At 65.8% G+C, this 12,736-nt stretch carries 10 protein-coding genes and 1 pseudogene; 2 read left to right on the forward strand and 9 right to left on the reverse strand.

All coding sequences use genetic code 11. The features are described 5' to 3' along the window. Window positions 1-53 precede the first annotated feature (53 nt). Entirely contained in the window at window positions 54-2,669 is a 2,616-nt protein-coding gene (locus OKW40_RS30660; protein WP_429493172.1) for an MMPL family transporter, read from the forward strand. Between the two features lie 2 nt (window positions 2,670-2,671). Beyond that, window positions 2,672-3,691, forward strand: coding sequence for an MlaA family lipoprotein (locus OKW40_RS30665; RefSeq protein WP_429493173.1), 1,020 nt, complete (start codon window positions 2,672-2,674; stop codon window positions 3,689-3,691). Window positions 3,692-3,980: 289 nt separating this feature from the next. On the opposite strand, the gene OKW40_RS30670 is transcribed toward OKW40_RS30665, so the two are convergent. The 9 genes and pseudogenes from OKW40_RS30670 to OKW40_RS30710 all read right to left on the reverse strand — a co-directional run bounded on the left by OKW40_RS30670 (window position 3,981) and on the right by OKW40_RS30710 (window position 12,732). Beyond that, window positions 3,981-4,457: a DUF3828 domain-containing protein gene (locus OKW40_RS30670; protein ID WP_429352772.1), complete on the reverse strand. Its 477-nt coding sequence runs from the start codon at window positions 4,455-4,457 to the stop codon at window positions 3,981-3,983. 2 nt (window positions 4,458-4,459) lie between these two features. After that, entirely contained in the window at window positions 4,460-4,822 is a 363-nt protein-coding gene (locus OKW40_RS30675) for a CHAP domain-containing protein (protein WP_429493174.1), read from the reverse strand. A 784-nt stretch (window positions 4,823-5,606) separates the two neighbouring features. After that, on the reverse strand, window positions 5,607-6,365 hold the full coding sequence (locus tag OKW40_RS30680) for a phosphorylase (protein WP_429493175.1): 759 nt from the start codon (window positions 6,363-6,365) through the stop codon (window positions 5,607-5,609). Between the two features lie 3 nt (window positions 6,366-6,368). Next, window positions 6,369-8,447: a squalene--hopene cyclase gene (gene shc, locus OKW40_RS30685; RefSeq protein ID WP_429493176.1), complete on the reverse strand. Its 2,079-nt coding sequence runs from the start codon at window positions 8,445-8,447 to the stop codon at window positions 6,369-6,371. Then, window positions 8,444-9,713: pseudogene (hpnE, locus tag OKW40_RS30690) on the reverse strand (hydroxysqualene dehydroxylase HpnE). Before hpnE ends, shc begins: the two are co-directional and overlap by 4 nt. Window positions 9,714-9,717: 4 nt before the next feature. Next, the gene (hpnD, locus tag OKW40_RS30695; RefSeq protein ID WP_429493177.1) at window positions 9,718-10,566 is read right to left on the reverse strand and encodes a presqualene diphosphate synthase HpnD; all 849 of its coding nucleotides are present in this window, start codon (window positions 10,564-10,566) and stop codon (window positions 9,718-9,720) included. Between the two features lie 237 nt (window positions 10,567-10,803). Then, the gene (locus tag OKW40_RS30700) at window positions 10,804-11,754 is read right to left on the reverse strand and encodes a sensor domain-containing diguanylate cyclase (protein ID WP_184057708.1); all 951 of its coding nucleotides are present in this window, start codon (window positions 11,752-11,754) and stop codon (window positions 10,804-10,806) included. Then, a complete protein-coding gene (locus OKW40_RS30705) occupies window positions 11,751-12,374 on the reverse strand; it encodes a chemotaxis protein CheC (protein WP_184031036.1) in 624 nt (207 codons plus the stop codon). The genes OKW40_RS30700 and OKW40_RS30705 overlap by 4 nt, the downstream gene beginning before the upstream one ends. After that, entirely contained in the window at window positions 12,367-12,732 is a 366-nt protein-coding gene (locus tag OKW40_RS30710; RefSeq protein WP_090808122.1) for a response regulator, read from the reverse strand. Before OKW40_RS30710 ends, OKW40_RS30705 begins: the two co-directional genes overlap by 8 nt. Window positions 12,733-12,736: the final 4 nt, after the last annotated feature.

The following is a 12,736-nucleotide window of genomic DNA, read 5'->3' on the forward strand; positions in this document are numbered from 1 at the left end:
ACTTATGCACCTTCGTCAAAAACAACACCCGTGATAAGGCCACGTCCGCCTACATGCTGAAGTCATCTATCGTCCGTCTCGTCGCGTATTCGGTGCGTCATCCGCTGAGGATCATCGCGCTGTCGATCGTGCTCGCTGTCCTGAGCGGCATATACGTCGCGCATAACTTCAAGATCAACACGGACATCAGCCGTCTCATCGAGACCGACAAGCAATGGGCGGCAGTCCAGAACGCGCTCGACGCCGCCTTCCCCGACCGCGGCGACACCGTGCTGGTGGTGGTCGAGGCGCGCGCGCCCGAATTCGCCGACGCCGCCGCCAACGCGCTGACCGCCGCGCTCAGAGCCGATCCGAAGGAGTTCACGTCGGTCTCGCAGCCCGCCGGCGGCCCGTTCTTCGAACACAACGGCCTGCTGTTTCCGTCCACCGACGAGGTGATGTCCACCACCTCGCAACTCGTGCAGTCGCGCCCGCTCGTCAATCAACTTGCGCATGATCCGAGCCTGACCGGTCTCGCCGGCACGCTGACTACGACCCTGCTGCTGCCGCTGCAACTCGGCCAGGTCAAACTCCCTGACATGAGCCGGCTGCTTGCGCAAAGCGCGAACACGCTCGATCGCGTGCTGGCCGGCCAGCCCGCCGCGTTCTCGTGGCGCGCTCTCGTCGATAAAAGCGCCGCCACCAATCCGGCGCGTTCGTTTGTCGTCGTGCATCCGGTCGTCAACTACGACGCGCTGGAGCCGGGCGCGAGCGCGTCGAGGGCGATTCGCGCAACCGCGGTCTCGCTGCATCTCCAGCAGCGCTACGGTGCGACGATCCGCCTGACCGGCGAGCAGCCACTCGCCGACGAGGAGTTCGCGTCAGTGCAGGACGGTGCGGTGCTGAACGGCATCGGCACTTTCATCGTCGTCCTGATCATTCTGTGGCTCGCGCTGCGCTCGGGCCGCATGATCGCGGCCGTGTTCATCACGCTGTTCGTCGGCCTCGCGATCACGGCCGCGCTCGGCCTGTTGATGGTCGGCGCGCTCAACATGATTTCGGTCGCGTTCATGGTGCTGTTCGTCGGGCTCGGCGTCGATTTCGGCGTGCAGTTCGGCGTCAAGTATCGCGAGGAGCGCAACCGCGACGACCGGCTGTCGGCCGCGCTGATGCACACCGCGCACAGCATCGGCGTGCCGCTCACGCTCGCGGCCGTGGCAGTCGCGCTGAGCTTCTTCTCGTTCCTGCCGACCGCTTATCGCGGCGTGTCGGAGCTTGGCCAGATCGCGGGCGTCGGCATGTTCGTCGCGTACTTCACCAACATGACCTTGCTGCCAGCGCTGCTGAAGCTCTTCAATCCGCCGGGCGAAGTCGCCTCGCCCGGTTTCAAGCAGCTCGAGCCCGTCGACGACTTCCTCGACCGCCATCGCAAGCCGGTGTTGATCGGCACGCTGCTCGTCGTGATCGGCGCGACACCGCTGCTCACGCACCTGCGTTTCGACTTCAATCCGCTGCATCTGAAGGACCCGCATACCGAGTCGATGGCAACGTTGCTGTCGCTGAAGGATTCGCCCGAAGCCGCGGTGAACAACGTGCAGGCGCTGGCGCCGTCGCTTGCCGACGCCGACGCGATGGCCGAGCGACTGCGCAAGCTGCCGGAAGTGGGCCGCGTCAACACGCTGAGCACCTTCGTGCCGGCCGACCAGCAGCAGAAGATGATGCTGATCGCGAGCGCCGCGCAACAGCTGCTGCCGGCGCTGCAACAGCAGCCCGCGCCGCAAGCCACCGACGAGTTGCGCGTCGCCGCATTGAAGCGCGCGGCGAATCAGTTGTCGCTCGCGGCCGAGGACCATCCGGGCCCGGGCGCGGCGGATGCGCAGCACCTGTCCGCGACCTTGCAAAAGCTCGCCGCCGCCGACGCCGCCACGCGCGACCGCGCCGAAGTCGCGATGTCCGACACGCTGCGCATCGCCTTGAAGCAGCTTGAGAACCTTCTGCAGCCGACCGAAATAACCCAGCAGACCCTGCCGCCAGGCATCATCGCGATGTGGATCGGCAAGGGCGGTCATGCGCTCGTCGATATCGCGCCGAAGGTGCCGCCCGGCGTCGATCCAAACGACGACCAGATGCTCGCGCGCTTCGCGCATGCGGTGAAGAAGGCGGAGCCGGGCGCGATCGGCGGACCGATCTCGATCCTGCATTCGGCCAACACGATCATCAAGGCGTTCCTGGAGGCGGCCGTCTATGCGCTGCTGTCGATCGCCGTGCTGCTGTGGATCGCGCTGCGCCGTGTCGGCGACGTGCTGCGCACGCTGGTGCCGCTGCTGGTGTCCGCGATCGTCACGCTCGAACTGTGCGTGGTATTCGGCATGCCACTGAACTTCGCGAACATCATCGCGCTGCCGCTGATGCTCGGCGTCGGCGTCGCGTTCAAGATCTACTTCGTGATGGCGTGGCGCCACGGCCAGACCGGCCTGTTGCAGTCGAGCCTCACGCATGCGGTGCTGTTCAGCGCCGCCACAACGGCCACCGCGTTTGGTAGCCTGTGGCTGTCGCACCATCCGGGCACGTCCAGCATGGGGAGGCTGCTCGTGCTTTCGCTGTTCTGCACGCTGATCGGAGCGGTGGTTTTCCAGCCGGTGCTGATGGGCAAGCCGCGTCAACGTCGCGGGAAGCAAAAAGGAATATAAGCATGAAGCTGCGTAACACCGCGCTGGCGCTCACCGCCGCGGGTCTCATTTCCGGCTGCGCGACCGCTCCGGATCGCAAGCCGGGCGATCCGTTCGAGCCGGTGAACCGGGTGATCTTCAATTTCAATGACGGCGTCGATCGCTATATCGCGGTGCCGGTCGCGAAGGGCTACCAGAAAGTGACGCCGCAGCCGCTGCGCACCGCCGTCAGCAATTTCTTCTCGAACCTCGGCGACCTCACCAACGCCGCAAACGCGCTGCTGCAACTGAAGATCACCGATGCGACCGAAGACATCATGCGCTTCGCGTTCAACTCGGTGTTTGGCATTGGCGGCCTGCTCGACTGGGCGACGCCGGCCGGTCTGCCCAAGCATCATCAGGACTTCGGTCTGACGCTCGGGCATTGGGGCATTCCGTCGGGTCCGTATCTGGTGCTGCCGCTGTTCGGGCCGAGCACGGTGCGCGACAGCATGGGGCTCGTCGTCGACGTGAAGTTCAATCCGCTGAACTATATCGAACCCGCGACCCGCAATCCGCTGTACGTGCTGCAGTTCGTGAGCACACGTGCGGATCTGCTCGGCGCGACCAGCCTTCTGGAGCAGGCCGCGCTCGACAAGTACTCGTTCGTGCGTGATGCCTATGTGCAGCAGCGCCTCGCGCGGCTGCGCGGCACGAGCAATAACCCTCCGCCGCTGCCGAACTACGACGATAACGGCAATACGAGCCCGGCTGCTGCCCCAGCGGCAGGCGCGCCGGCGGGCGGCCTGCCGAATTACTCCGATCCGGGCGATGTGGGCGAGACGCCCAATGGCGCTTCGGGACCGGGCGGCGCGGCCAAGGGCGCGCCCGGCGCGCTGCCGAATTACAACGATCCGGGTGAGTCCTCGCCGGCGCCCAATGGGGCTTCCGGTGGAGCGACCAACGCGCCCAGCGGGGATCTGCCGAACTACACCGATCCGGGTGACAGTGGCGCTGGCGCTACGCCAGCCGTGCCTGCTGAGCCGGCGTCGGCCCCGCAATAGCGCTCCAGGGGATCTGGGAACCGGCCGCCGGGCCTGCCGCCGTGCCCTGGCGCTTCAGTCCAGCGCTACAAGGCACAGCGGGGCGCCCTGGATGGGCGCCCCACGCTGAAGTACAGCCAAACGTCACCCTTCCTCGACGGCCCTGACGGGTGCCGTTTGCGGTACCGGCTTGGAGTTCGCGCGATAGTGAGCGAACTGCTCGTCCGCGGAACGGATACTCGTGCGGCCATGCAGCGCTGACGGAAAAAAGCCCGCTCGACAGCGGGCGGGCTGGTTAGGAACGTATTCCCTAATCCATCGGGTCATACTGGTGGAATCCCTGATAGCCGGTTGTGTCCTCTACCTTGGTTATCCGCCAATGCCCGTTTTCCTTTGCGACGAACACGACGAGATTCTGTTTTTCCGTTAACCCGAACGTGACTGGAATTACCGCCGTCCCGCCAAGCGCGATTGCCGGATGCAAAGTCATCGTTGTGAGCCATATTTGCGGATCGAGGTCTTGCACCCGCGTGAAGTAGTCCGCTCCGCCCGGCAAGCGTTTGTGGCGATAGTCGTCCCGCAGATTATCGACCGTCGGTTTTGCCACATAGTTGTAAATGTGGCTATCCGTCAGTTGATAAACGCTGCCCTCCTGCTGCAAATACCAAGTGTAAAACGCCTTCACTGCGGCTTCTGGTGTATCCGGAGTCGCTGCGGTGGTTACACCCGGCTCGAGTACCAACGCAAGAGCCAGTGAGGCAAAAACGCGCAAAAGAAATTTACTCATTGTCAGTCGTGCCGGAATATTTTGTATGTAGGTTTCATGGTTCGATAGGTCTGACCCGGATAAAACCCATGCAATTGTCGAAAATCCGATATCCATATCTGGCCGTCAAACATCGCCATGTGGCCGTATGGATGACCCGTAATGGCCTGAATAACTACCACGTCGCCGCGCTGCGGAGTGCCATCCACCTCGTGAAACCCCGCTCCCACGAGCGACGAGCCGTAATCTTTCGCGTACGCCGTATGCGTAATCCGCAGTCCTCCCGCTTCAATCGCACGCCTGGTGTACTCCGCGCATCGGCTCTGGCTCGATAGCCTAGCGTTAGCTTGCAGGTATCGTACCGCGCCGGTTTTGTCCCATGCCATTTTTATCAGGCTCCTTAAGAAGAGGAGCCTGATAATTGCCGCCACTCGATGGGCGAGTCAATTATTAATATGGAATTTGACCAGAATTTACAATTAGATTCACCATTTTTATTACGGAGGATGCTATCCCAAAATAAAAACGGGCATTCATCGGCTAGAATTTTCTCTTTTTAACCGGTGAACATTGTGAGCAATAACCGGTATTCATTCGGCCGCCTGGTGCTACCCGAGGACAGGCTGCCGTGATTGACACCAATATCTGGGACCGCCGTGCAGGCGGACCTAGTGCCGCTGACCCTACGCATGCGGGCAGAAGACGTGCGACTCGGAACATGGGACACCAAAGCCATTGAATCAGCGAACGCGCCGCCTCACTGCAATTGATCGCCTCGGATTGGTCGTTCCACAGACCATGCTGGCATTCATCCATCGCCATCCGGAAGTGCTGACAAACAGGCCAGCGCGCCGGCACTACGCCTGTCTGGCGCTACATCGAGCTGAATTGGTATGAATTGGATCGTCGATAAAGTGGCGCTTCTGCTCGCCGCTATCGCCTGTGCAGCGATCGCATGGGCGCTGATTCGCTACAGCGGCCAGTGGTTTCCGCTGCTACTGTTCATACTGGCATTTGCGGGGCTTTACGCAGATAACCAGCGGCTGCGCAACCGCCTAAGGGACCTGGGCGAAGACTCGAGTCGCCGCTCCAGGGGTAGGTCACGCCCACGCTAGCGACTTGCTGCCGCCCCCAGACGCAGTCGGGATGGCTAACCGCCATCCCCGTCGCTCAACTGCTGACGCCCGCGATCCGCAGCGCGCCGCCCTTCCCCAAGGCCTCCCGCGCCTCGACCAGCGTAGTCCGCGCGGCGCGCGCATCGCCGGCGAGGCGCAGCAGCGCGCCGAGTTGCGACGGCTGCCGCAGCAATTCGCGCAGAATTGGCCCGAGGGCGGTGCTGCCGTCGTCGCGCAAACCAGCGGTCGCGGCCGGCGGCAGCGTGCGCCAGGCCGGATCGACGATCGCGCGACACACGGCGAACGGCAGACCGTGCGCGGCAGCGGTCGCGCCAGCGATGTGCGATTCCATATCCACCGCGAGCGCGCCGGTCGATTCGTGCAGCGCGCGTTTGTCTTCAGCAGTGATCAGCGGCGCGGCGACCGCCGCCATCGCGCCACGGCGCAGACGTCCCGCGAGCCCTTCGGCCGTCCTGACGTTGGTCACGGCGGCGGCAATCCGCTCCGCCCATTGCCGATCCGTGTCGATCCGCCCGAACGGCCCATGCACGGCATCCGCGATGATCAGCGCGCCCGGCTGCAGATCCGGCGCGAGCCCACCCGCCGTGCCGAAACTGACGATCCCCGCCGCGCCGCGAGCGACCGCGGCGTTCAGCGCGCGCTCGAGCAGATCGGCGCGCGCCGCGTACACGACTTCGACGCGCTCGCTGCCGTCGCCGCGCGCGATGCGCGCCTCGAACGCCATGCCCGTCACGACGATCACCGGCAAGCCGCTATCGCCCATCCCCACGGACGGCGTCATCGACATGGACATCCGTCACATCCCGACCGTGACGCGCGTGAGCCCATTGCGCTTCAGATGACGGAAGCGCGCGAGCGCCCACAGCGGGAAGAACTTGCGATAGCCGTGGTAGCGCAGATAAAACACGCGCGGAAAGCCGGTCGCGGTAAACCGGGTTTCGTCCCACAGCCCATGCTCGCGCTGCTCACGCTGCAGATAGTCGATACCGCGCGCCACCGCCTCGTGATCGACCTCCCCCGCCGCCATCAGTCCGAGCAGCGCCCAGGCTGTCTGCGACGCGGTGCTCGGCGCACGCTCGTAGCCGCGATAGTCGAGCTTGTAGCTCTCGCCGCCCTCGCCCCAACCGCCGTCGTCGTTCTGGATCGACACGAGCCATTGCACCGCGCGCCGCATGCGCGGGTCGTCGTGCGGCATGCCGGCCGCGTTCAGCGAGCACAGCGCGGTCCATGTGCCGTAGATGTAGTTCAGGCCCCAGCGGCCGTACCAGCTGCCGTCCGACTCCTGCTCCTGCAGCATGTAGTCGAACGCGCGGCGCGCCGGCTCGCTGCTTTGCGGCAGCTCGCCGATCTGCGCGAACATCGACAGACAGCGGCCCGACACGTCCGCGGTCGGCGGATCGAGCAGCGCGCCGTGGTCCGAGAACGGAATGTTGTTCAGGTAGTACTGCGTGTTTTCCGGCTCGAACGCGCCCCAGCCGCCGTCGCTGCTCTGCATGCCGACCACCCATTCGCGCGCGCGGGCAATTGCTTCGCGATCGACATCGGATTGCGTGAGCGCCGCCGAGCGGTGCATCGCCATCGCGACCACTGCGGTATCGTCGACATCCGGGAAATGCGCGTTGTTGTACTGGAACGCCCAGCCGCCCGGCCGCACGTTGGGGCGGCGCGAAATCCAGTCGCCGCGCACGTCGAGAATCTGCAGCGGACGCAGCCACGCGAGCCCGCGTTCGGCCGCCTGTTCGGCGCGCGCTTCGCCGGTTTCGAGCAAAGCGTGCGCGGCGAGCGACGTATCCCACACCGGCGACAGACATGGCTGGCAATACGCTTCGTCGTCCTTGACGACGAGCAGCTTGTCGAGAGATTTGCGAGCGATCGCGCGATGCGGATGATCGGCCGGATAGCCGAGCACGTCGTACATCATCACCGAGTTGGCCATCGCCGGGAAAATCGCGCCGAGGCCGTCCTCGCCGTTCAGTCGTTCGTCGACGAACGCGACCGCCGCGCGGATCGCGCGCTCGCGGGTCGCCTTCGGCAACAGGCCATCGACCGCGCGCAGCACCGAATCGACACAACGGAACAGGCCGAACCAGCCCGCGTGCTGATGCGGTGCGCGCTCGTTCATGCCGGTGTTCACCGGCGCGCCGCGGAACAGCTCGTCGATGCGCACCTTGCGCGGATTACGCGCGAGCGGCCGCTTCGCGTTGAGCACCAGCAGCGGCACGATCACCGTGCGCGCCCAGTACGACACCTTCGACAGATGGAACGGGAACCACACCGGCAGCAGCATGATCTCGACCGGCATCATCGGCACCGCGCGCCACGACACCACGCCAAAGAGGGCGAGCAGGATTCGCGTGAACACGTTCGCGTGTTCCGCGCCGCCGTGCGCGAGGATCGCGTCGCGCGCGCGCACCATGTGCTCGGCATCGACCGGGTCGCCGATCATCTTCAGCGCGAAGTACGCCTTCACGCTCGCGCTAATGTCGAGCGCGCCGTCGGTGAAGAGCGGCCAGCCGCCGTTCGGCAACTGGATGCGGCGCAGATAACGCGCGATCTTCTGTTCGAGTTCGAGGTTCGGCGTTTCGCCGAGATAGTGGACCAGCAACACGTATTCGGCCGGAATCGTCGCGTCGGCTTCGAGTTCGTAGACCCAATGGCCGTCCGGCTGCTGCGCGGCCAGGATCGCATCGGTCGCGCGAGTGATCGATGCGTCGAGCGCGTTCGCGCCCTGCACGGGCGCCGGCGTTGCGGTTGCCAATGCGTCCGCCACGGCGGGCGCGTTGGCAACCACGGCAGCTTCGGCCAGGTCCGGCGCCGCATCGGCGGCTTCGGGCAGCGCCGCGTCGAGCGGCTGGGTGTGAGATAAGTCGTTCATCTGCGTTCCATCGGTTGATTCAGCAGCGTATCCGCGGCCTTCCGGCCGGAGCGGATCGCGCCTTCGAGCATCGCGGGCAGGCCGGTGGCCGTCCAGTCGCCCGCGAGCAGCAAATTGTTCCAGCGAGTGCGCGTGCCCGCCCGCAATGTCTCCTGCGCGGGCAGCGCGGCAAACGTCGCGCGCGATTCCATCACCACCTGCCAGCGCGGCAGCGGCGCGGCCGGCAGATTGACCGCCTGCGCGACCTCGGCCCAGACGGTCGCCGCCAGCACGTCATGCGGCGTGTCGACGAGCCGCTCGGCGCCGTTGAGCGTCACCGACAGGCGGTCGTCGAACGCAAACAGCCATTCGGCCGTTCCGTTCAGCAGCGCGGTGATTTGCGGCAGGCCGAACGGCGGCTCGACCGCGAAATGCACGTTGAGCACGGCCGCGAAACGCGTCGGCGCGCGCAGGCCCGGCACGAGAGCCACCGCGGCTTCGGGCGGCAGCGCGAGAATCACCGCCTCGTTCGCGCCGAGCGCGATGCTCTCAGCGTCGAAATGCAGCGCCTGCACACGGGCCGGGTCGGCCGCGAACGTGATGTCGCGCAGACGCGAACCGAGCCGGATCGTCGCGCCGCCATGTTGCAGCAGACGCAGCGCCGGATCGACGAACGCGCTGCCAAGACCATTACGCGCGACCAGCGGCCGGCACGCGAGCCCGCCCGCGAGCAGCGTTTCGCGCACGAGCGCGCCGGTCAGTTCGGCCGACGCGTCGCGCGGCTCCAGATTCAGCAGCACATGCAGCAGCGGCCGCAGCAGCCGTTCCCACAGCGGACCGTGACAGCGCATCGTCTGCGCCGACGCTGCGGCCCGGTTTCGCAAACAGCAGCGGCACGAGCGACAGGTAATCGGTCGGGCCCGTGTTCGGCACGCGCGCGTGCGCATCGAAAATCCACCACGGCAAACTCCCCGGCGACAGACGCACGCTCCAGCGCGAACGCGTGGCCAGATCGACGAACGGATACTCGGGCTGCGTGGGGCCGACCAGTTCGTCGGCGGCGCCGATCGCGCGCACGTAGTTGAGCGTCGCGGCATTGGCCGACAACACGATGTGATTGCCGCTGTCGAGCGTCGCACCAAGCTTCGCGTCGTAGTACGAACGGCAGCGGCCGCCCGCGTGATCCTGCGCTTCGTGCAGCACGACCCGCGCGCCGCGCCGCTGCAGTTGCACGGCGGCGGCGAGCCCGGCCACGCCCGCGCCGACCACGTGGACGAGCTTCGGCATCAGCTCAGAAAAGCGCGTAACGCGCGACGATCCACAGCAGGCGCAGCTTCGGCTTGCGGACCTTCGTGCGCGGAACGTCGAAGCCGCGCTCCAGCGCGCGCTCGAGCAGCACGCGATAGACGCCCGACATGATGCGCGGCGCGCGCACCTGAGCGCGCGGCTCGCGATCCATGATCGCGTCGGACTCGGCGAAGTGCTGCTTCGCGCGCTCGGCGAGCGTCACGCAGATGCGCGGCAGCGTCGGATCGTCAGCGATCTGCCGCGGGTCCGTGGCCGCGATGCCTTCGCGCGCGAGCAGCTCGCGCGGTAGATAGCAGCGGTTGATGACGGCGTCTTCGTCGATATCGCGCAGGATGTTGGTGAGCTGCAGCGCGCGGCCGAGGTGGTGCGCGAGCAGCCGGCCCGGCTCGTCACGCATCCCGAATATCCTCACCGACAGACGGCCGGCCGCGCTCGCGACGCGGTCGCAATAGAGGTCGAGCGTGGCGTCGTCGGGCGCGCAGATGTCGGCGGCGGCATCCATCGCCATGCCGTCGATCATTGCGTGAAAATCCTCGCGTTGCAGATGAAACGTGTGAATGTGCCGCGTCAGCGCGCGCAGCGACGCGCGCGGCTGGCCGGCGTAGCAAGCGTCGATCTCGGCGCGCCATTGCTCGAGCCCGGCCGCGCGCTCGGCGCGCGGCAGGTCGCTGTCGGCGATGTCGTCGACGGCGCGGCAGAAGGCGTAGACCTGGTACATCGCATCGCGCTGCGCCGCCGGCAAGATGCGCATCGCAAGATAAAACGAGCTGCCGGACGTGGCGGCAGCGGCGTCGGTTTCAGTATCGTCCACGACAAGATTGGAAACAGCCAAGACGATCTCCGCTGGAGGCGCCCGCTGAAAGGCGTTCAAAGAGGTTTTTATGCCGACCCGCAGGGCAGTGGGCCCGCGCGCGCGGACACGCGCGAAACATCCGGCTGGGCGGCCGGAAACGGCGAAAAGTATAGCAATCTTTGCCGGTGACCGCAGTTTCGCCGGTCAATAGGGGGACGGGAAGGAAGGCCGCCGGGGCGGCGCGGGGGCCTCGACCGCGCCGCCCCCGCTAGCGGATCAGGCTCCCGCGAGCCGGAACGCGACCGCGCAGTTGCGGCCCTGACGCTTTGCGCTATAGAGCGCCGCGTCGGCCTCGTTGATCAGCACGTCGTAGGCGGGCACCCCGGCGCGCGCCGTCGCGCCGCCGAGGCTCGCCGTGACCGGCACGCTGGTGCCGATCAGCTCCACCGGCGTTTCCTCGATCACGCGACGGATCTTCTCCGCCACCAGCATCGCGTCGTCGAGCGGCGTGCACGGCAGCAGCAGCGCGAACTCTTCGCCGCCGAAGCGCCCGAACGTGTCCTGTGCGCGCACCACGCCGGCGACGCGCTGCGCCATCACACGCAGCACCGTATCGCCGACGCCATGACCGAACTGGTCGTTGATCTTCTTGAAGTGATCGAGGTCGAACAGCAACATCGACATCTCGCCGCCGTAGCGCTGCCAGCGCGTGAACTCGTCGCGCAGCCGCGTTTCGAAAAAGCGCCGGTTCGCGATGCCGGTCAGTCCGTCGCGATTCGCGTACTCCTGCAGCTTCGCAACTGCCTCCTCGCGTTCGCGCTGCACGATGCTCACGTGCGTCACGTCGGAGATCGTCACGCACACGGCCACCACCTCACGACCGCGCATCAGCGGCATGAACGTGCAGTCCTGCTGCATGAAGTCGACCCCACCGGTGATCGGCCGGTCGTGATCGAACTTGAACAGATACGGGCGCTGCTCCCACGAGCTGAACGCAAAGCTGCCGAGCTGAAACACGCTCTCGATCTTGCGCGACAGCCACACGCGCGGCAGCTCCGGAAAGTTCTGGTAGATCGAGTGGCCGACCACCTGCTCCGCCGACAGGCCGCTATGGTCCTGCATGAAGCGATTCCACATCAGCACCTTCAGTTCACGGTCGAGCACGAAGATGCCAAAACCGACCCGCTCGACCACGAGGTCGCTCAACGATTCCACGGAGACGTTCATATACTGGACAGCAGCGCATCGAGCGCTTCGTTCATGTGACGGATTGATTCTTCGGCCATCAGCATCACCAGATGCGCGCGAAAACTCTGATGTTCGAGCGCGAAATTCACTTCGACGAGCAGCGCCACCTGCCATTGCAGCACGCCGGGCTGGAACACTTCGTCGAGCGTCAGCGTGTCGCCGAGCATGCCCGGCGCAGAAAACACCGGCGTGCGGCCGAGCTGGTCGAGTATCGACGACACGCACGCGCCGGACAGCAGGTTCGCGACGTCGAGCATCAGTTCGCGCTCGCCGACCTCCTCGTAGCTCGAACGCGCGTACGGGTCGCGGACGAGCGAACACAGCTGCGCGATGCTGTCGCTGCGACAGATCACCAGCACCTCGCCCTTGATGTCCGAGCGAAAGCCCTGACGCACCGCGCTGACTGTGTCGTCGATATGGGTCATCTCGCGCAGCGTGCGCGCCGCGTCGCTCACCGCGACCATCCGCACGCGCGGCACCGACAGTTCGATGAACGAATCGAGCAGGCCCGCGAGCCGCGTCGCGGCCCGGCCCATCGCGAGATTGGCGATTTCCTGTAGCGCGTCGCGCTGGTCTTCGGTGAAGGCGGGCTCAGACATACAAGCCGTACTCCTTGAGGATGGGCAGGACCGCCTCCGGCGTCACCGGCTTGGCGATGAACGCGATCGCGCCGAGCTCGCGCACGCGCTGCTGGGCGAGCGGCTGCACGTCGGCGGAAACGACGATCACGAAGGTGTTGAGGTCCTCGTGCTGCAACGCTTCGAGGACCTGGTAGCCGGTCATGTCCGGCATCGTCAGGTCGAGGAACATCACCGATGCCTTGCCCTCGCGATATAGCGTGAGCGCCTCGTGCCCGTTCGTCGCGTAGGACACGTCGACTGCCCAGTCGGGCGGCAGTGCCTTCGTGAGCAACTTGCGGGCGAGCAGCGAATCGTCGGCGATCACAATGGGGAGCATGGCA

Source organism: Paraburkholderia sp. RAU6.4a (assembly GCF_050435625.1).
Lineage (GTDB): Bacteria > Pseudomonadota > Gammaproteobacteria > Burkholderiales > Burkholderiaceae > Paraburkholderia > Paraburkholderia tuberum.

Coding starts and splice junctions, on each gene's coding strand:
- OKW40_RS30705 (WP_184031036.1), bottom strand. CDS start 12,374: ATGTCTGAGCCCGCCTTCACCGAAGACCAGCGCGACGCGCTACAGGAA.
- OKW40_RS30710 (WP_090808122.1), bottom strand. CDS start 12,732: ATGCTCCCCATTGTGATCGCCGACGATTCGCTGCTCGCCCGCAAGTTG.
- OKW40_RS30665 (WP_429493173.1), top strand. CDS start 2,672: ATGAAGCTGCGTAACACCGCGCTGGCGCTCACCGCCGCGGGTCTCATT.
- shc (WP_429493176.1), bottom strand. CDS start 8,447: ATGAACGACTTATCTCACACCCAGCCGCTCGACGCGGCGCTGCCCGAA.
- OKW40_RS30675 (WP_429493174.1), bottom strand. CDS start 4,822: ATGGCATGGGACAAAACCGGCGCGGTACGATACCTGCAAGCTAACGCT.
- OKW40_RS30670 (WP_429352772.1), bottom strand. CDS start 4,457: ATGAGTAAATTTCTTTTGCGCGTTTTTGCCTCACTGGCTCTTGCGTTG.
- OKW40_RS30680 (WP_429493175.1), bottom strand. CDS start 6,365: ATGTCCATGTCGATGACGCCGTCCGTGGGGATGGGCGATAGCGGCTTG.
- OKW40_RS30700 (WP_184057708.1), bottom strand. CDS start 11,754: ATGAACGTCTCCGTGGAATCGTTGAGCGACCTCGTGGTCGAGCGGGTC.
- OKW40_RS30660 (WP_429493172.1), top strand. CDS start 54: ATGCTGAAGTCATCTATCGTCCGTCTCGTCGCGTATTCGGTGCGTCAT.